This is a genomic window from Spirulina sp. 06S082, assembly GCF_034932145.1.
Classification (GTDB): domain Bacteria; phylum Cyanobacteriota; class Cyanobacteriia; order Cyanobacteriales; family Spirulinaceae; genus CCY15215.
In genome coordinates this window covers 1-18594 of the sequence record NZ_JAYGHV010000126.1, presented here as the reverse complement: position 1 = coordinate 18594, position 18594 = coordinate 1, and the positions used below count along the sequence as shown (strand labels likewise).

At 41.0% G+C, this 18594-nt stretch carries 20 protein-coding genes; 7 read left to right on the top strand and 13 right to left on the bottom strand.

What is annotated here, in order from left to right:
* Positions 1-57: 57 nt before the first annotated feature.
* The 3 genes from VB714_RS08290 to VB714_RS08280 all read left to right on the top strand — a co-directional run bounded on the left by VB714_RS08290 (position 58) and on the right by VB714_RS08280 (position 1962).
* Entirely contained in the window at positions 58-1032 is a 975-nt protein-coding gene (locus VB714_RS08290; RefSeq protein ID WP_323223030.1) for a DMT family transporter, read from the top strand.
* Between the two features lie 245 nt (positions 1033-1277).
* The gene (locus tag VB714_RS08285; RefSeq protein ID WP_323223028.1) at positions 1278-1589 is read left to right on the top strand and encodes a type II toxin-antitoxin system HigB family toxin; all 312 of its coding nucleotides are present in this window, start codon (positions 1278-1280) and stop codon (positions 1587-1589) included.
* Complete coding sequence (locus tag VB714_RS08280; protein ID WP_323223026.1) at positions 1561-1962, top strand: hypothetical protein; 402 nt, start codon at positions 1561-1563, stop codon at positions 1960-1962. The genes VB714_RS08285 and VB714_RS08280 overlap by 29 nt, the downstream gene beginning before the upstream one ends.
* Positions 1963-1985: 23 nt before the next feature.
* Here VB714_RS08280 and dcm read toward each other — a convergent pair whose 3' ends face one another.
* The 3 genes from dcm to VB714_RS08265 are packed head-to-tail and all read right to left on the bottom strand — an operon-like array spanning position 1986 to position 5262.
* Complete coding sequence (dcm, locus tag VB714_RS08275) at positions 1986-3293, bottom strand: DNA (cytosine-5-)-methyltransferase (RefSeq protein ID WP_323223024.1); 1308 nt, start codon at positions 3291-3293, stop codon at positions 1986-1988.
* Positions 3294-3316: 23 nt separating this feature from the next.
* A complete protein-coding gene (locus tag VB714_RS08270; protein WP_323223022.1) occupies positions 3317-3901 on the bottom strand; it encodes a nicotinate-nucleotide adenylyltransferase in 585 nt (194 codons plus the stop codon).
* Positions 3901-5262: a nicotinate phosphoribosyltransferase gene (locus VB714_RS08265; RefSeq protein WP_323223020.1), complete on the bottom strand. Its 1362-nt coding sequence runs from the start codon at positions 5260-5262 to the stop codon at positions 3901-3903. The genes VB714_RS08270 and VB714_RS08265 overlap by 1 nt, the downstream gene beginning before the upstream one ends.
* A 125-nt stretch (positions 5263-5387) precedes the next feature.
* On the opposite strand from VB714_RS08265, the gene VB714_RS08260 reads away from it, so the two are divergent.
* Both VB714_RS08260 and VB714_RS08255 read left to right on the top strand, forming a co-directional pair.
* A complete protein-coding gene (locus VB714_RS08260; RefSeq protein WP_323223018.1) occupies positions 5388-6173 on the top strand; it encodes an ABC transporter permease in 786 nt (261 codons plus the stop codon).
* A gap of 24 nt (positions 6174-6197) precedes the next feature.
* Entirely contained in the window at positions 6198-7904 is a 1707-nt protein-coding gene (locus VB714_RS08255) for a Gldg family protein (RefSeq protein WP_323223016.1), read from the top strand.
* Positions 7905-8085: 181 nt separating this feature from the next.
* On the opposite strand, the gene VB714_RS08250 is transcribed toward VB714_RS08255, so the two are convergent.
* Positions 8086-8307: a Calvin cycle protein CP12 gene (locus VB714_RS08250; RefSeq protein WP_323223014.1), complete on the bottom strand. Its 222-nt coding sequence runs from the start codon at positions 8305-8307 to the stop codon at positions 8086-8088.
* A gap of 186 nt (positions 8308-8493) precedes the next feature.
* Between VB714_RS08250 and VB714_RS08245 the strand changes: the two genes are divergently transcribed.
* Positions 8494-9744, top strand: coding sequence for an FIST signal transduction protein (locus tag VB714_RS08245; protein WP_323223012.1), 1251 nt, complete (start codon positions 8494-8496; stop codon positions 9742-9744).
* A gap of 57 nt (positions 9745-9801) precedes the next feature.
* Here the strand turns inward: VB714_RS08245 and VB714_RS08240 are convergent, their stop codons facing one another.
* The 4 genes from VB714_RS08240 to VB714_RS08225 form a co-directional block, all read right to left on the bottom strand.
* Positions 9802-10905 (bottom strand): metallophosphoesterase, encoded by a 1104-nt coding sequence (locus VB714_RS08240; protein WP_323223010.1) that lies wholly within the window; start codon positions 10903-10905, stop codon positions 9802-9804.
* 139 nt (positions 10906-11044) lie between these two features.
* Complete coding sequence (locus VB714_RS08235; protein ID WP_323223007.1) at positions 11045-11503, bottom strand: heavy metal-responsive transcriptional regulator; 459 nt, start codon at positions 11501-11503, stop codon at positions 11045-11047.
* An 84-nt stretch (positions 11504-11587) separates the two neighbouring features.
* Positions 11588-12052: a DUF6575 domain-containing protein gene (locus tag VB714_RS08230; RefSeq protein ID WP_204102900.1), complete on the bottom strand. Its 465-nt coding sequence runs from the start codon at positions 12050-12052 to the stop codon at positions 11588-11590.
* 30 nt (positions 12053-12082) lie between these two features.
* The gene (locus VB714_RS08225) at positions 12083-12973 is read right to left on the bottom strand and encodes a PhzF family phenazine biosynthesis protein (RefSeq protein WP_323223004.1); all 891 of its coding nucleotides are present in this window, start codon (positions 12971-12973) and stop codon (positions 12083-12085) included.
* 196 nt (positions 12974-13169) lie between these two features.
* On the opposite strand from VB714_RS08225, the gene VB714_RS08220 reads away from it, so the two are divergent.
* Entirely contained in the window at positions 13170-14399 is a 1230-nt protein-coding gene (locus VB714_RS08220; RefSeq protein WP_323223003.1) for a septal ring lytic transglycosylase RlpA family protein, read from the top strand.
* A 38-nt stretch (positions 14400-14437) separates the two neighbouring features.
* On the opposite strand, the gene VB714_RS08215 is transcribed toward VB714_RS08220, so the two are convergent.
* The 5 genes from VB714_RS08215 to VB714_RS08195 form a co-directional block, all read right to left on the bottom strand.
* Entirely contained in the window at positions 14438-15016 is a 579-nt protein-coding gene (locus VB714_RS08215) for an NAD(P)H-dependent oxidoreductase (RefSeq protein WP_323223001.1), read from the bottom strand.
* Positions 15017-15049: 33 nt separating this feature from the next.
* Positions 15050-15835 (bottom strand): SDR family oxidoreductase, encoded by a 786-nt coding sequence (locus tag VB714_RS08210; protein WP_323222999.1) that lies wholly within the window; start codon positions 15833-15835, stop codon positions 15050-15052.
* A 31-nt stretch (positions 15836-15866) separates the two neighbouring features.
* Positions 15867-16949 carry an LLM class flavin-dependent oxidoreductase gene (locus VB714_RS08205; RefSeq protein ID WP_323222997.1) on the bottom strand — a complete coding sequence of 361 codons (1083 nt, stop codon included), beginning with the start codon at positions 16947-16949 and terminating at the stop codon, positions 15867-15869.
* Between the two features lie 22 nt (positions 16950-16971).
* A complete protein-coding gene (locus tag VB714_RS08200; protein WP_323222995.1) occupies positions 16972-17646 on the bottom strand; it encodes a class I SAM-dependent methyltransferase in 675 nt (224 codons plus the stop codon).
* Positions 17647-17690: 44 nt separating this feature from the next.
* The coding region (locus VB714_RS08195) for an acyl-CoA dehydrogenase (protein ID WP_323222994.1) at positions 17691-18594 on the bottom strand (904 nt) is incomplete at its 5' end.

Genomic DNA, 18594 nt, shown 5'->3' with positions numbered 1-18594 from the left:
GTAGACTAAATAGAATGACTAATTCATTTTGAATAAAACGTGCGATCGAATCAAAAAATGAACAAGTTTTTAAAAATATTGAAACAGTTTTTAAAAATAGAAACTTGTATAGCACTCGCTACTTTATTCATTGGTGGTATTGCGATATCTTTTGCTGCTATTTTTATTAAACTAAGTGAATCTGAGATTAGTCCCAATGCAACAACATTTAATCGCTTGTGGATTGCTTTTGTCGCTTTAGGACTCTGGAATGGCATCAAATCGATTTCAATTAAGCTAAAACCTACAGAACAGTCAGAAAAACCGCAAATCTATACCCCTCAAAATGTTGGAATGCTAATCACATTGGGACTTTTTTATGTTACTTTTCAGTGTGTGTGGGCTTGGTCACTCACTCAGACAAACATTGCTATCTCAACGCTTCTTCATAATTTAACTCCTATATTTATAAGTTTAGGAGCATGGTTGCTCTTTCGCCAGCAGTTTGACGGTAGATTTTGGATCGGTATGGTATTGGCTGTAGGAGGGACAATAGGACTTGGACTTAAGGATTTGCAAATGACCTCCGGTGAGCTAGGAGGTGATTTTGCCGCTTTAATTTCAGCAGTTCTTTATGGAGGATATCTTTTGACAATTGAACAACTGCGACCAAATTTGAGTACAAATACTATCTTAATGTGGGGGTCGTTGATTGGGACAATTGTTCTCTTACCAATTCTATTAGTTAATCAAGAACAACTTTTCCCTTCTTCCCCTTTGGGATGGTTAGCTGTTATTTGTTTAGCATTTATTTGTCATGTTATTGGTCAGGGTCTTGTTATCTATAGCATCAATCAATTATCGGCTACCTTTGTATCTTTATTTCTCGTCCTGAACCCAGCCTTCACTGCTTTTGAGGCTGGATTTATTCTTTCAGAACATTTAAGTTTTTTGAGTTGGATATCATTATTTATTTCCTTACTTGGTGTATCTTTAACATTTTTTAGCAAATCTATTCATAAGCAAGAGAAAGAGCCTTTGAACTCGATTTGATCGAAGACTATTAAAGCAGCTTGTACAAATTGAGTTATTTTGGCAGATAGAAGAATATGGCGGACATTGGTATAATTGGGGTAAAATGAATAAAGAGGGATGATTGTGTTCGGCTTTATTGAAATATTTTGAGGAAGTTCCGCCAAACATCTATTGTGATGTTAAACAATTTCACCTCGATCGCCTGTAAAATAGGAGAAGTCAACCGCGATCGCTCAAACCGAAAGAACTAAAATTAAATAATCATGCGTATTATTAGTCGCAAAGCACTGAGAGAATTTTGGGAAAAACACGCCAATGCTCAATCAGGACTTTTACTTTGGTACGATCGCATTATCAATGCTAGTTTTAACGATCTTAGCGAGATTCGGCAAATTTTTCCATCAGCCGATTTAGTGGGAAATTTGACGGTTTTTAACATTAGTGGAAATCGTTATCGATTGATTGCTTACATTGACTACGAATATAAAATCCTTTTTATTCGTTCTGTACTGACTCATGCAGAATACGATAAGGAGAAATGGAAAAATGACGATTGGTTTGAAAACTCTCAGTGATTATTATCTCGAATTGATAATGCACTTTCCTCCTCGTCCGATTACCAACGAGGAAGAATACCAAGCAACTCAAGAACAAATTAACAAAATATTAGACCAACCTAAAATAACTGACGACGATCGCGCTTATCTGAAAATATTGGGACTAACCATTTATGATTATGAAGAAAAACATGAAAGTTTTCCTATTTTGCGAGGAGTCGATCTAATTATAGCCTTACTTGAGGAGTCGAATTTGAGCGATCGCGATTTAATTCCTATATTAGGAAACAAAACTATTGTCAAAGAAATTCTCGATCGAGATCGTCCCCCTTCTTTGGAAGAAAGTATAAAACTGGCAACATTCTTTCAAATTACTGCCGATCGGTTTTAAAATTAAATGCGATCGCATAGAAATCATTCTAAAGAATATAATCGATGAACAATTTTCTCAATAACTGAAACAACTACCGTATTTCCCAATAAATCAAAGGCTTTTTTTGGAGATAAATCGATCTGATAAGATTCAGGAAAACCAAATAATCTCAATCCTTCTCGAATAGTTAATTTTCTCAATCCATCTCCATCAACAATTGCTAATCTTTCCATATCTGTGGCCACTAATGTTGGCGCAAAACTGTTCGGTTCTAAAACTTTCGATATCTCAAAACTGAGTTTACCAGTAACAAGATTATATCCTTTGGGTAAATCCATTCTTGCCAGTCTTTTTTTGACTTTCTGATTATTTTTATTGAAAACTTCTACTTCATCTTTAGGATGCTCAAAAGCAAGATATCTTTTTTCTACAAGATCGTCTAATAGTTCTTTTAAATTCTTGAACTCAAATAGATGATTAGGGGCGAAAAAACTGGCAATTTCTGCAAGAGTTAACGGCATTCCATCCATCCATTTAATACCTTTCAATTCTGCCCATTTTTTCTTTCTTCGTTCTTTTAAGAGAATGTTTAAAAACTGTTTTTGCGTTTCATTTATTTCTCCTTTTAGCTCGATATCCCAACTGTGAATATTATTTTTCCCACCTCGCTTATCTTTAATCGATTTACCGACTATTTCATTCAGAGAATAGCGATCGCATAGCTTGTCGATAAATTCTGTTTTCAAAGTCGGTTTTCCTGTTTCCAAAATATGCGAGAGAAAAACAGGTTTTGACTTTGGCAAAGTATCGAGGAAAATAGGATGCGATCGCGTCCCCACTATATAGATTCTCTTACGATCTTGAGGTACGCCAAAATCGAGAGCATTCAAAACTTCCCAAGTTACTTTATAGCCTAAATCTTTTAACTTGCATAGAATTGTCCTTAAAGTTTTGCCGCGATCGTTGGTTACTAAACCTTCAACATTTTCTAAGATAAAATTTGCGGGTTGTTTGTCTCGCAAAATTCGTTCGACTTCAAAAAATAAGGTTCCTCGAGTATCGGAAAATCCTTGTCTTGTCCCTGCACGACTAAAGGCTTGACAAGGAAAACCTGCTAAGAGAATATCAAAATCAGGAATCTCTTCACTGGATATTTTTCTAATATCGTCCGATACTTCACTATTCGGAAAATTTTTTTGATAAGTGCGGACGGCATCTTTCTTTATTTCTGAGGTAAAAACGCACTGAGAGTTCAAATTAAGTTGTTTGCAAGCACATTCTAGACCCAGGCGAATGCCACCCAATCCAGCAAATAGATCGATAAATAGAAGCGTTTTTTTCGAGTGCATCTCAAATTTGTAAATCTATTTGTTTAAGAGGCATAGAGTTTTTCTTGGTGAATGTAGTCTTCAACTAGAGGCATTATTAACCGACTATCGTGCCAATGGCGATAAGCAGAAGAAGAGACTTCTGGTGCATTAATATCCGCGATCGCATATCTTCCTCCCATTCTGGCCACAATTTTTAATTCCTTCTCCCCCAAAGGATACCCCGGACGCGGGATAATTAGGAGTTTAACTTGCTGCAATAATGCTTCACCTCGATGCCAACGCGGTAATTGAGCAATAATATCTGAGCCGACTACAAAAGTGAAGTGACTCTCTTTTCCCCAGATTTGTTGGGCGGACTTTAATGTTTCTATACTGTAGCGATGACTTAATTCTCGATGTAGGCTAATTTTATGGTGCGGTGCATCGATTTGCGCGATCGCCAGTTCTAACATTTTCAAACGATGTTCGAGGGGAGTTTGCTGAGATTTAAGCGGGTTATCAGAAGCCCAAACTGCAACTTGATCAAAGCGATCGCATAACCATCGCAAAATCATTTGGTGTCCGGCTGTGGGAGGATCGGCACTGGTGCCAAATAAAGCAATATTTGTCGTTTCAGAGTTCATCATTAATCAATACTCGGCGATTTTCTCATTAAAGAATTTTGCAGGGTTTGCAATCTTGCAGAAATCTCAACAGGAATCGGTTGAGGGTCTTCTAAATGGCGGCTTTCAAGAGGTAAACTGGCAACAGAAGCCCTTGTGCGCTGGCGAATGGTGGCGATCGCCTCTTCCTTTTTAATCTGTTGTCCTGCCTGTATAACTAATTCTAATAAAGGTCTTTCTCCCCCTCGGGCTTCTTCCTCCAGTAAACCGAGTCTGTCTTGGATTTTGGGAGTCTCGGTGCGAAAAATTTGCTTTCGTCCTGGATAAGTTGCTTTCCCCGCAGACTGTTTCATGGTGGGAATGCCCGCAATTTCCACCAACTTATAAACGCCATTCACTGGAGTCCCCGTGACTAAACGAGTGCCGATACCATAACCATCAATCATTGCCCCTTCTCGCTGCAAGCGGGCGATTTCCCACTCATCCAGATCGCCACTGGCAAAAATCGGCACATTCGGCAGCAGCGATCGCACTTGTTGCGATAATGTCACTAAATCCCCCGAATCCAAACGTACTCCCATGACCTGCTTTTCTCCAGCTTGTACTTGTTTGGCCAGACTTTCCGCCGCTTTGAGGGTATCGTAAGTATCGATTAACAACGGCGATCGAGGAAAATAACGAGCAAAAGCACTAAAGGCTTCATTTTCATCTCCTCCCGCCAAAGTTCCCAGCGCCATCACCAAGGCATGAGCCATTGTCCCAACAGGCTTTTCCCCCAACTTCAAAGCCGCTAAAACATTGGATGTCCCGTCCAATCCCCCAGCCAATGCCGCCCGAGCCGCCCATATTGCCCCTTGGGGACTGAATGCCCGTCGCGTGCCAAATTCGAGTATTTTTGCCTTTTCCCCGGCTATATCGCGCATTCTCGCGGCTCTCGTGGCGATTAGGGTTTGATAGTTAACCGTATTTAATAAGTAAGTTTCCACCAATTGCGCTTGCCACAGGGGTGCCTCTACCCGCAAAATCGGTTCGTGGGGAAAAATCGCACTTCCTTCCGCTACCGCCCAGATATCCCCAGTAAACCGACTCGACGCTAATAACTGCCAAAAGCGATCGGGCGCATTTTGGAAAATTTCCGTCTCCTGTAGGAAGACAATTTGCGCCGAAGTAAATTGTAGATTTTGTAAATATTCGCAAACCTGCGCCAAACCCATCGCAATTAAATAGCCAAACTGGGGGGGAAGCGATCGCGCAAACAGTTCAAAACTCGCGGGCTTCTCTTCGATCCCTTCACCAACATAACAAGCTGTCATCGTGAGTTGATAAAGATCCGTCAACAAGCTATATTCTTCCGGCGCGATCGTTAAAGGTCGAGGGAGAGTCATTTTTGCGATTGAGAGTAAAGGTTTGGTTATAGCCATCCCCATTTTAGAGTCAGAGGAAATCAGCAACAACAAATAACAGAATGAACTGTACAATCAAAAAGGCTGTTCGCTATTGTTAATGATTCATGCTCATTTTTGCGATTTTCCGTAAAGAATTGCAAGGCTACTTTGCTTCCCCCCTGGCTTATATTGTCGCGGGAATTTTCTGGCTGCTGTCGGGGTCTGTCTTCGTCTTTTTGCTTCTCGGTCCGAGAGGGGTGATTCAAGAAGTAGCGACAGGAGAACAGTTGGGGTTGCCGATCCCTGCCGTGGATGTTGCCTATATTTTCTTGGTACGATTTTTAAGTACAATTGGTTCGATTTCATCGTTTATTTTGCCGATTCTATCGATGGGACTCTATGCAGAAGAGCGTAAAGGACGCACCCTGGAATTATTAGCGACTTCGCCGATTTCCAATTGGGCGATCGCCATTGGCAAACTGTTGGGGGTGGTAACATTTTATTTCACCTTGCTCATACCCGTAATTATTTGCGAGGCGATCGCCTTTAGTGCCGCCGATCCTGCCTTCCCCCTCGTCGTCCCTTTACTCGCCCATCTGGGCTTAGTGCTTTTAGCGACATCCATTCTCTCCTTGGGAATGTTTATTTCTTCCTTAACCGCAAGTTCCCTAATTTCAGCAATTTCCACCTTTGCCCTGGTTCTTTTTCTTGCTCTCATGGATGTCATTGCGGATGCTCTTCCTCAACCCCTAGGGGCGATTTTTACTCATCTTTCCTTGGTCAAACATTACGATACGATGCTCCAAGGCGTTCTCGATATTGGCAGTTTGACCCTCTTTGCCAGCTATATCATTCTGGGTATATTCCTGACGGCTCAATCCATTGAAACTCTTCGCTTTCAACGCTCTTAATCGATTATTGTTTTCTGATTACCGATGAAAAACTTCGTCTCGCACTTTCGTTTTAGCCGCATCTCGTGGAAATATCTCTTTTGGGTCGGTGTCGGCCTGACCACAGCAGGTTTAGTGGCTGGGGTTGCGAGTACAAGTTGGTCATTTTTAACAATTTTCTTAGTTGTATTGGGTTTTTTTACGGCGCTTGTCAGTGCAGGATTATGGAGCGGACGATTTCGAGAACTTTTGCAAAGACGGGCGGCTCGGGCGGGAACAGATGCTCTTATTGCTACAATTTCCTTCTTGGTGATTTTGGGCTGGTTCAATTTTTTAGCCGTGCGTTATACCGAAAGGTGGGATTTTACGGAAACTCAACTGTTTACCCTCTCTCCGCAAACACAACAGTTAGTTGAGAATTTAACCCAACCCTTAAAAGTTTGGGTTTTTGAACCCATTCCTTCCCCTCCCGATCGCAATTTACTCGAACGTTACGCCAAGTTGAATCCGAATTTTGAGTATCAGTTTGTCGATCCCCAAGTGGAGATTGGTTTATCTCGACGCTATGAAGTCGAACAGCCTGGGGAAGTTCATTTAGAATATGGCAACAAAACTCAATTAATTCAAACGTTACGACAAGGACAACAAGGACAGCCTCTCTCAGAAATTTCCATTACCAATGGCATTGAAAAGGTGTTACGCGATCGCGAATCCAAGGTTTATTTCTTGCAGGGTCACGGAGAATTACCCCTAGAGCCGATAGAAGGGGGACTCTCCCAAGGTGTTACCAGTTTAGGGGAGCGCGGTTATCTGGTGCAACCCCTCGATTTGAGTAAGGAGTCTCAAGTTCCTGAAGATGCAACAGTGCTGGCGATCGCGGCTCCAGAACGTCCTTTATTTGCGGGGGAACAAGAGGCGGTGAAAAAATATTTGGAAAAAGGAGGAGGATTATTATTATTATTAGCGCCTAATAGCAAAACTGGGTTGGATTCTCTTTTAGAAGAATGGGGCATTGAAGTAGACGATCGCTTGACGATCGACGCTTCGGGAAACGGGAGCGTTATCGGTTACAGCCCCACAACCCCTTTAGTCAACCACTATGGCACCCACCCCATTACCATTGAGTTTGGGACTCGTTTCTCGGTTTATCCCCTTTCCACTCCCATCAAAATTAAGGAAAAGGAGGGTATTGAAGCTGTTCCTATTGTGATGACCAATGAAGAAAGCTGGGCGGAACGAGATTTAACTTCAGATACTCTTGAGTTCGATCCCGATACGGATTTGGCGGGACCTATCGATATTGGTGTTGCGCTGGAACGATCTGTAGAATCAGAAGAGCAAGGCGATCGCGAGGAAAATTCTAATCGGGTGGAAAGTCAAGAAGAAGAGGACAACTCGGAAGAAGATGAGACGGACAATAAAACAGAAAAATCCGATGCAGAAGACTCAGAGGAAAGTTCAGATGAAGAAAAGGACAATACGCCTAAAGTCAGAATGGTGGTTTTTGGCAATGCGGGTTTTGCGACAAATGGCTGGTTCGAGCAGCAATTTAACAGCGATGTCTTCTTGAATTCTGTAAAATGGCTGGCAAATGAAGACGAGCAGTTATTATCGATTCGTCCGAAAGAATTGTCCGATCGTCGCATTAATTTATCTCCAGGGTTAGCAGCGTTATTAGGATTACTGGCGATCGCTTTCTTTCCTTTATGCGCTTTTGTTGGGGCTGGGGCAATTTGGTGGATAAAACGTTGACACTCCCCCGTTAAATCAAAGATTATAACGAGGGATTCTTGCTTCACTGGGTTTGCCTAGTTTCAAGTCATCTCTGTCATAGGCACAAGGCCAAAAAAACAGCAGAAAACCTCGATCGCGAGGTTTCCTGCTATTCAGGCAAGATAATATGCTATTTAGTTAGCTATTATTTGTCTTGTCGTTAATCATCGTAAATACGGCACTCTACTGCATCAGGATTATCATCGCAATACTTTTCGAGGGAACTTTTGGGTTTTTCTTGGCGTTGATGGGCTGCCTCGGCTTGTAATTCTTCAACCGCATCCCACGCTACTGCACATTCGGAGGAAGTCGATCCTTCCGTGCTGCAAACTGCTCGTGCCTGATCGCGTTCTTGGTCAATTTTTTCTTGGATGTTACTCATTATGGGTTTATTCCAGTGATTTTGAAAGGACAAAAGACTAAGGCAGTCTTAACTTTTAGTGAAATCGGGAGCGAGTTGGTCTGTTATGCTTTGAATTGAAACCACTCCCTTCCCTATTAATATCCTAACGAATTTTCTCAACCTCTATCGATCCCGATTTTTTAAGATTTAATGATATTTGACCCGATGAGCGCACAAATAAAATGGGTAAACGCCCTTTCCACTCTACCTTCCCTTGAAGCCGCGATCGCAGAAGTGGTGACAACTGTTCAGCAATCTTTATCAACAACTCCCGATTTAGGGATTGTGTTTATTTCTTCTGCCTATGCCAGCGAATATCCGCGTTTAGTGCCGTTACTGTTGGAACACTTTCCATTTCAAGTGCTGATTGGCTGCGGAGGAGGAGGAGTCGTTGGCATTGGCGATCGCGGAGAATCTTTGGAAATTGAAGCCAATCCCGCGTTAAGTTTGAGTGTTGCTTCTCTACCTGGGGTTAAAATGTACCCTTTCCAGATTACTCAAAAGACTTTACCAGATTTGGACAGTTCTCCGAGTCATTGGTGCGAGTTAATGGGGGTCGATCCCCAGGAGAATCCCAGTTTTATTTTGCTTGCTGACCCTTTTTCTGCCCAAATTACGGACTTGTTACAAGGATTGGATTTTGCCTATCCGAGTTCGGTTAAGGTGGGGGGATTAGCCAGCAACGGGGCAATGGGAGGACAAAGTGGCCTGTTTTATCATGCGTCGGGACATTCAGGACCGTCTCTCTATCGCGAAGGAACTGTGGGGGTTGCCCTAAGCGGTGACATTACTGTTAAAACCATTGTTGCTCAAGGCTGTCGTCCCATCGGTCAAACCTATCAAGTCACCCAAGGACAGCGCAATGTAATTTTACAAATTGCTGAATTTGGTCAAACAACAACGGAAGGGGAATCTCAACCCACTTTAGTAGCACTGCGAAATTTACTACAAACTTTGGATGAAAGCGATCGCGTCTTAGCACAAAATTCTTTGTTTGTTGGACTGGCCCGAGATGAGTTTAAAACCGATCTCCATCAAGGGGATTTTTTGATTCGCAATTTGATTGGAGTCGATCCAAATGTGGGTGCAGTTGCTATTGGCGATCGGGTTCGTCCTGGTCAGCGTCTTCGCTTCCATTTACGAGATGCGCGGACTTCTGAGGATGACCTTAATGTGCTTTTGGGTCGCTATCAATTGGAACAGCAGTCAGGGCGATCGGCGGTGGGTGCTTTAATGTTTTCTTGTTTGGGTCGAGGAGAAGGTTTATACGGGAAACCTCATTTTGATTCTCGACTTTTTCAGCGTTATCTCGGCGATATTCCGATCGGAGGCTTCTTTTGCAATGGCGAAATTGGACCGGTGGCAGGAGGTACTTTTTTACATGGTTATACGTCGGTATTTGCGATTTTTTATTAATAGAGATTCGCTATTTTACCCCTTTCTATCTCCTTTTTTTTCTCAAAGGCAAAAAAATTAGTTTTGCAAAACTAACAGGGCATTATTATCAATTGGGAGAGGTTTTCTATCCCGATCTATTGCGCCGAAAGATTCTAAATAAGTTCTTACTGATTCGGGATAATCTGAGAAATTAAATTGGCGATCGCCAGCAGAGACATCAGCCCAAAAATAGCGCAAGTCTCGAGCAAGGTTTTCGGCTTCTTCTCCAGCTAAGTTGAGAGGAGGTAGCGTTAATAAGCGGTGCATGAATGGGTATGAATGTTCGCCAATTCGCTCTCGAGAGATTTGGGGCAAATTCTGCCAATTGGGTACATTTTCGATCTGAAAAGATTCAATTTTTAACTGTTTTGTGCCGCGATCGCATTGCGAGAACTGCAAAAGGCGATAAGGATGAGGATAACCAACGGTAGACCCCGTAACAATATCATAAATCCCTGCTTGTTCGGCAATATCTTGAACGTGAAGATGACCGCTAAAAATTAACTGAACGCCCGCTTTGCGTAATTTTTCAAGTAAAATGGGTGCATTATCAAGCATATAACGCTTGCCCATAGGATGTTGGGATTGATCGGGTAAATGTTCGATAACATTATGATGAATCATTACCAGAATAAACTTATTTTGCGCTTCTAATAAAACTCGATCTAACCATTCTAATTGTTCTGTATCTAAACAACCTAATTGTTTACCTTTGGCATCAAATTGATTAGAATTAAGAGCAATTAATTGAACATTGGGTAATATTTCTCGGCTGTAATATAGTTTCTCGCAGTTCTCATAACCAGCTTTGCGATAATACTGAGGAAATTCATGGAAACCAATATTTTTTTTGCTGGGTAATGGTGTTAAAACATCGTGATTTCCTGGAATAACATAGACAGGGAAAGGAAAAGTTTCCAGGCGCTTTTGTAACCATTTGTGATTATCAGGTTCTCCATCTTGGGTTAAATCTCCAGGTAAGAGTAGAAAATCAAGATCGAGTTTTTCTAAATGATTTAAAACAGATTCAAAGATGGGAATACTAGCTTCAACTAAGTGAAAACGTGGTTTGTTAAAGTTTACGGTATGAGGAAGAGCAATATGCAGATCGCTGGCGATCGCAAAACGAAAGTTAATCATAATAGTTGATAGGTAAGTAGTTGATAGTTGATAGTTGATAGGTAAGTAGTTGATAGTTGATAGTTGATAGTTGATAGGTAAGTAGTTGATAGTTGATAGTTGATAGGTAAGTAGTTGATAGAGATATACTTGTAATTTTTCAGGTTTCAATGTTGGGGCAAATGGTGCGATCGAAGGAATCGCGATCGGGTTTTTCTTGCCATCCTGAGAGAATATCTTGTAACTCCGATTGCAAGATTTCTAAGGCTTCTATTTGTTCGTGAATTGTTTTCTGTTTGAGCAAGAGCCGTTTTCTTACCATACCGCAGGGAAGTTCTCCGCGATCGCGAAGAATTAAAATTTCACCAATTTCATTTAAACTTAGTCCCAGAGATTGAGCGCGTTTAATGAACCCTAAGCGATTGAAAATTGCAGGTTTAAAGAGGCGATATCCCGTTGGCGATCGCGTTACGACAGGAATGAGCAAACCTTGTTCTTCATAATAACGAATCGTTTTGACAGAGAAATCACTTTGGGTAGCAACCTGTCCGATTTTTAGCAATTGTGCTGATGTTGGGGCGATCGCTATTGTTTCTGCTTCTTTTAGATTTGTTTGCATAAAACCTCTCCTAAGATGAGAATTTGTTCTTATTTTAGCGCGATCGCTCTGTTTTTTTGAGAGGAGATAGAAATACAATCGCGATTAAATCAGACTAAAATTATACACTTTTTCTTGAATTATCTTGCGATCGCGCTCTTGGGTCGCTGGATGCAAATCTGAAAAACTGTAGAATGAATCTACTTCAGGAATATAAAGTTCGGGTAAGCGATCGCAAGGAACTAAAAAACTATTGACAATAGTGCGATCGTCATCAATATCCAAAGCGTAAAAAAAGCGATCGACAGGATTTAACATTAAATCTCGAAATGTTTTTTTTCTCTCGATATACTCCTGTAAACTCTTTGGAGTAATCCTGAAAACTAGCCAACGATTACATGAGTTTTTGCAATCGCACCAAGAATAAAGATAAAAATCTCCTTCCTCATTTTCAAACAGAGAAAGTAGTTCTCCCTCAAAATATTCTAAAGTTAAAATCCATGTCAAATTTAGAGGGAATTGTTGTAATTTCCAAGCAACTAATAAATATATTTGATATTTGAATTCCACTTCTAGTTCTCCAATGGCTTCTTAATAACATCATGATTGTAACAACTCTCCCTTGGCAATCTGAAAAACTTTTCCCCCGACAAATACTTCAATTATATCATTGATTTTTGTTGCTTTTAAAAACAGTAAAGAAGGGCGATCTATCTCATAACCTTGCTCAACGCGAATATCGATAGGGCGATCGCCAAAATAATCATACCGTGCTAAATACCCTGCTAAACAACCATTAGCGCTGCCCGTCGCTGGGTCTTCAGGAATGCCAAATGCCTCGCAAAAAACACGCACGCTTAACTGATTTGCTGGAGAATAGGTTTCTGGACAAAAAATCAAGATTTCTTGAGTTTCATTTGAAGAAAAGAAATTAAAACAGCGATCGCGATCTACTCGAGCGCGTTTGAGAGCAGTATGATTTTTAAGGGGAACCATAATAAAAGGAATTCCCGTAGAAACTTCCTGAATGGGAAAACGAGAATCAATATCTTCAAGATTCAGCGATAAACATTCCGCGATCGCCTTGGGAGAATATTCTTTCTGAAACGAAGGAGGATTTTGCCGCATCCACAATAGGGGGTTTTCTCCCTCCTCTTCAAAAGTGACAGGAATTTGTCCCACCTTCAGATTGAGATTGATTGGCGATCGCGAGACATCCTGTAAATACTGAGAAATAATATAAGCAGTCCCGAGGGTAGGATGTCCCGCAAAATCTAATTCTTTTTGGGGTGTAAAAATCCGCACGTCATAACCGTTATTGGCTTGGCGATCGCCCAAGATAAACGTCGTTTCCGAATAATTCATTTCCTTCGCCAAAACCTGCATCTCGCCATCGCTTAATCCCCCTGCATGGGCAAAAACCGCCAAAGGATTCCCCGTATAGCGATCGATGGCAAAGACATCAACAATGTAAAAAATCTGCTCGGACATCTCTTTTAGTTTATTAATTCTCGTCATTTCAGTGACTATAACTTATCATTGTCTTGAGTAAATATGCTTATAATCTAGAGTAGTTAGCCTGATGAGGGGTAACGATCCCCATTTAATTCAACATCGATCCCCAAATTTTTGTATACTGAGAGTCGCTTTGCCGATCCGATGTGCGTAACACTAGGAATCATTACTCATGTTCTTTCTCAAAACCTCTTGGGTCGCCTCCTTTTTGGGGATTGTCCTCGTTTCAATGCCCAGTTTCAATAGACACGGCGATCGCGCCTTGGCGATCGAGACAAACAATCTGGGCAACGTTACTGAAGGTCTTTCGATTGTAAATCCTGAAACTTCTTTGACTTCAGGGGTATTGTTAGGGCGTTCCCTACAATATCGTTCTTGGAATGATACAGGAAAATCAGATGTAAGTACTGTTCCTTGGCAGTTAGCCAGCAAAAAAATTGCTTGGGATCGTTCCTCAGAACGTGCTTTTTGTCCTCCGGTGTCCCAAGAAACAGAACAATGGTCGCAATTACCCAAGGTTCCCAATATTAATCTCCCCAAACCTCACTTCTCAGCCTTGCATTTGCGGGGACGATTGGCAAAAGTAGTACAAAATATTTTTGATTGGCCTGAATCCGACTCAGATCGAGCTCATTCTGTTCCAGTTGTCACCATCGATCCGCCGATTTCTCCTCAACCAAAATCTTTCGGATCGAGTACTCATCTGGTCAATGTTTGGTATTCCCCAACGTCTCAACTTTCCCCGCAAATTTCTTCCTCGCAAATTTCTCCTGAAGAATATCGCATTCTTATCGATGGGAAAGTTGCGATCGCCTTAACAAACCCGAAACAAATCAAATTAATTGCCTCGCGTTTACAACAAGTCCTCGCAGATCCTGACTTCGATGCCAATCTGATCAAACCCACTATTTTAGGCAAATATCCTGCAGCCATGATGGGCGATCGCCTCTTATTTGTAGTGGATAATTCTTTCATCCTCGATGATAATGAGAATATAGAATTAGCCTTGATTAACTGGGTCAATGCCTTCCGCACGGCTTTAGGAGTCGAACCGTTACGGCTGGCAGACGCACAACAACAAATGTACCGCATAACTGAAACATCCCAAGAATTTCACGGCATAGCTTCTTGGTACGGTCCTTATTTTCACGGTCGTCTCACCGCTAATGGTGAAAGATACGACCAAGAAGCCTTTACAGCAGCACATCCTTATCTACCCTTCAATACTTATTTGAAAGTTACCAATTTAGAAAATCAAGAAACTATAATTATTCGCATTAACGATCGCGGACCCTATATTTATCCCCGTACCCTCGATTTATCTCGCGGGGTCGCCCGATGTTTACAAAGTAAAGAATCTGGAGTTGTTCCCTATCGGGCAGTGATTATGACCGATTTGTAGATTTGTTATGGGTAATTAGACAAAAATATTCAAAAATATTATTTCTGTCTAGCCAATGCTTCCACATACCAAACAAGTTCATTAATGAAAGATTCCACTTTGCTTGGCAAGGTAGCATCTTGCAAATTTCCCTCTTCATCAAATATCTCTCGAACCTGAGAAATTGACAATTTTTCTGGAATGGGCAGTCCTCCCAAAGCAAGGCAAACCAATCGTAATTGTGCCAAGCAATTCAGCCCGCCAAAACCGCCAGCAGATACGGTACAAATCCCGATCGGTTTATGGTATAATGCCTGGGGTTCGAGATAATCGAGAGCATTTTTTAACACTGCGGGATAGCCATTTTTGTATTCTGGTGTAACGATTAAAATTCCGTCTGCTTGACCGAGTTGAGAACAAAATTGTAGTAAACTTTCTGGCGGATTTTTCATCTCGTTTAATCGCTCTTCAAGCATAGGCAGATTATAGTCTTTAAGATCGATAAGTTTTGTGTCGATAGAATCTTGAACAATCATTTTCTGGAAAATAAACTCAGCCACCTTTGAACTTTGCCGACCTATTCTCGAACTTCCTAAAAGAATAGGAATAGATAATTTTTTGTTGCTCAATTTTTCCATATTTCCCCCCAAAAAATGATAGGATTATGCTCATTAAAACAAACTTTTGACAAATCCTCCATCAACTTGTATGCAGTTTCCGGTGATGTAACTTGCTTTTTCGGAAGCGAGAAAGACAGCAGCATTAGCAATTTCTGTTGTTGATGCAGGTCGCTTCAGAGGGACGCTTTTTAGCCATTCTTCTATCACTTTATCCCGAGAAGTTCCCGATCGCCGAGCGACTTCATCGGCAATGAGATAATATTGGTCTGTGACGGCAAAAGCAGGACAAATTGTATTCACTAAAATATTATATTCTCCCAGTTCGTTAGAGAGAGTTTTTGCATAAGCTGCCAGACTTGCTCTCTGAGAATTAGCAATGAGCATTCCAGGCTGTTTAACCGCAACAGAAGTAACAAAAATAATTCTTCCCCATCTCTTATTTTTCATTAAAGGAATCATCGCTTCGGAAATTTTAACCTGACTCAGAAAGGTTAAATCGAAAGATTCTTGCCAATCTTTATCTGTTAATTCATAATGGCGTTTGTAGGGAGGTCCCCCCGCATTATTGACTAAAATATCGATAGTTTTACCGCGATCGCCAATCTCTTCTAGGAATTTTTGGATACTTTCTTGGCTAGATAAATCAACTTGAAGTGCTATCACTTTTTGCTGTGTTTTATCTTCTATTTGGGTTGCAGTTTTTAATAAATTTTCTTTATTTCTACTACAAATAATCACTTCACAACCTTCCGTTGCGAATTCTGTCGCGATCGCCCTGCCAATGCCTCGACTAGATGCAGTGATTAAAGCTGTTTTTCCTTCTAAACCTAAATCCATTGTTAATTAATCTCAAGTTTTCTTTTCATTTTCATTTTGGGTGGGCAACTTTATCTTTAATTAAAGGATAAACTCCATTATAAAAGTGAGTCATTTCTTCAATATCAGGCCAGCCCATCAGAAGAAATTGAGTAATCCCGATCGCATCGTATTCTAGAATTGCTTTAGCAATATTTTCGTAAGAACCCACTAAAGCGATCGCCGGAGAACCCAGATAGGGAACAGCACCAGTCCAGAGATAAGGGGTTAGCCAATCTGTTTTTTCTGGTTCTGATAATGATAATACAGATTGAAACCCTTGAGAATCTGTTTTTTGATAAAATTCTTTAATCATTTTCTTGTTCGTGCGATCGCCGAATTGACTAATCAGTTTCTGAGCAGAGACTAAGGCATCTTCCTGAGTTGGACGAGTGATTAAAGAAACAACCAATCCGACTGCTTTTCCTTGTTCTAATACTGCCTTAATCTGCGGATTACTTGCTTCTGTTCCATCGGGAAACCTCCACAAACAATCGGCATATTTAATGGCAAGTTCAGCCGCAAGTTTTGAATTTCCACCGACAAAAATTTCTGGTTTGCTTTTCTCTGGTGCAGAAAAAAGTAGAGCGAGTTTTCCCTTTTCAATCTGGTAAAACTTCCCTTGAAAATCAACTTCTTCTTCTTCAACTGCCCAAAAAGCATGACAAATATCGAGAAATTCTTCTGCTCTTTGGTATCTTTCATCATGACTGAGAAAGTCTCCATAATAGCGCAGTTCTTGAGGAGAACGACCGCTAACTAAATTAATATGGACTCGACCCTCAATCAAATGAGATAAAGTGTTAACTTGTTGTACAAAGTAGGTTGGAGAAATTAAACCCGGTCTCATGGCCAGCAAAAAATTCAGCTTTTTTGTTTTTTGACCCAGCATGAGTGAAAGTAAAAGTGGATCGGGTCTACCTGAGCCGATCGCCATTAAGACAGAATCAATTTTGCACTGCTCTGCTTGCTGACATAAAGCGAGTTGAGCTTCAGACTTGGACAGCGTTGATAAAGGGTTTTTGATTTGAGCGGCTCTGTTCGTATCTCCTGCATTGGAAAGACTCCAATGAAACCTTAATGACTTTTTCATCATTCCTTTCTGAATAAAGGCAGATTTAAGTTTTAGCGATCGCGATTAAGCGCTCCTTCTTACCTGTTAACGGACGATTGTAAAAGAAACTTTTCGTTTCTACTGCTTGATATCCTACATTTAATAATTCGGACTTCAGATAATCCGCAGAAAACCAATAAAAACCTTTGACTCGAGGGTGAGGATGGACAGGAGCATCTGTTGTAGCTGCATCGTTGGAAATCAATAATACGCTATCTTTGAGTAACCACTCTCTCAATCGCTTGAAAATCATCTTTAAACCCATTTCTGGCTCATACAAATGACCCATGACACCATCACAATAGATGAGAGAAAAATCTTTGCTTTGCGGTTCCCATTCATAGACATCGGCTTCGATCGCCGTCAAGCCTTTTTGTTGGGCAATGGCGATCGCATCTTGATTAACATCATTGACAGTAACAGAATAGCCTTTTTGATGCAAATCGCTTTCAACAAAAGCATTGCCGCTACCAATACTTAACATTTTCTTGTCGCGATCGCCAGCCAAAAGAGATTCAATTGTCCTCGTAATAAACTCTCGATACTCTGCATCATAAGTTGTGGGAGTCACAGAATCATTATAAGCCTTTCCTTCTTCCCAGATTTCGTAAATTTTCTTCCCTTCTTCTCGGGGTTGAGAATAGTAACTTTTAATGACTTCTAACGAATCTTTGTTCATTACATTTTTTAGATGAATTGACAATAATTTAAGAACAACATCAACTAATGAAAAAAGGAGCGATCGCAGGATTCTCCTAAAATTTCTTGACCAATGGAAGACAAAACGCGATCGCTACTATCATGGAGAACATAAAAAGATAAATCGCGATAAATTTTTTCTAAAGGACTGGGCTGAATTAAAGAGCGAGCGCCACATATTTTGATACAGTGATCTAGGGTCTCCATTGCCAATTCTTCAGCTAAATAACGAGTGCGATTTCCGGCTTGTTTCGCTTCTAACTCCCGACCCATTTCCCATAATGTTGCGGTATGTCGCATCCACAAATTCATAGTTTCGATATTCATCAAGCATTTAGCAATCCGGTGTTGAGCGTAGGCATCTTGAGTTCTATCTTGTTTTTTTAGATGTGCCAAAGTATACTCGTAAGCTCCTTCCGCAGCCCCTAAAAAAGCCGCTCCATATTGAGGGGTAAATCGAGTTTGCCATTCCTCCATAATATATTGACCGGGATAGCCGATGCAATTTTCTTCAGGAATAAAAGTTCCCTCAAATCTCACTAAATAACTGATTGTTCCTTTCATGCCAATGGGTTGCCACCAACTATCATCAAAACAGACGCTAGTATCAGATAAGTCACAAGCTAACATTAGGACTGATTTTGCTGACCCGTTAGCATGACGCGCTCCACCGCTACCTAGAGTGTTGACAAATAGAATAGCCCAATCTGCGGCGGTGGAACTGGAAGCAAAAATTTTAGTCCCATCGACAATATATCCCCCTTCAACTTCTTTAACCGTAGTACCAAAGCGAGATTTTTGTCCGGGGATCTTGGTCTGGGGTTCTCCACTCCAGCCCGCCCATTTTTCACCTCGTTTCACAATTCCCTCAAACCAGCGTTGTTTTTGTGAGGAATTAGCCATTGCTGACAATAAAATCTGACAGTTT